This is a genomic window from uncultured Psychroserpens sp. (assembly GCF_947492715.1).
GTDB lineage: Bacteria > Bacteroidota > Bacteroidia > Flavobacteriales > Flavobacteriaceae > Psychroserpens.
Genome location: NZ_CANLNS010000021.1, coordinates 1 through 506 on the forward strand (window position 1 = coordinate 1; position 506 = coordinate 506).

General features: G+C 43.5%; 1 pseudogene. It reads left to right on the plus strand.

The features are described from left to right. A pseudogene (locus Q0787_RS19240) lies at positions 1–506 on the plus strand (hypothetical protein); the annotation flags it as partial.

Below are 506 nucleotides of genomic sequence, written 5' to 3' on the forward strand. Positions count from 1 at the left end.
ACTGTAAGTCATAATGCAACACTTCCAATTTCAGGCGAAGGGACAACAACGATAGTGACGTGGACTTATGATGATGGTAACGGAAACACAAGCACGCAAGATCAAAATGTGATTATAGATGACACGACAGCACCAACGCCAGATGCGGTGAGTTTATCAGATATCACAGCAGAATGTGAAGTGACAAGTTTAACAGCACCAACGGCTACAGATAATTGCGGAGGTACAGTGACAGTGAGTCATAATGCAACACTTCCAATCTCAGGCGAAGGCACAACAACGATAGTGACGTGGACCTATGATGATGGCAATGGAAATACAAGTACACAAGATCAAAATGTGATTATCGATGATACGACAGCACCAACACCAGATGCCGTGAGTTTATCAGATATCACAGCAGAATGTGAAGTCACAACATTAACAGCGCCAACAGCTACAGATAACTGTGGAGGCACAGTAACTGTAAGTCATAATGCAACACTTCCAATTTCAGGCGAAGGGAC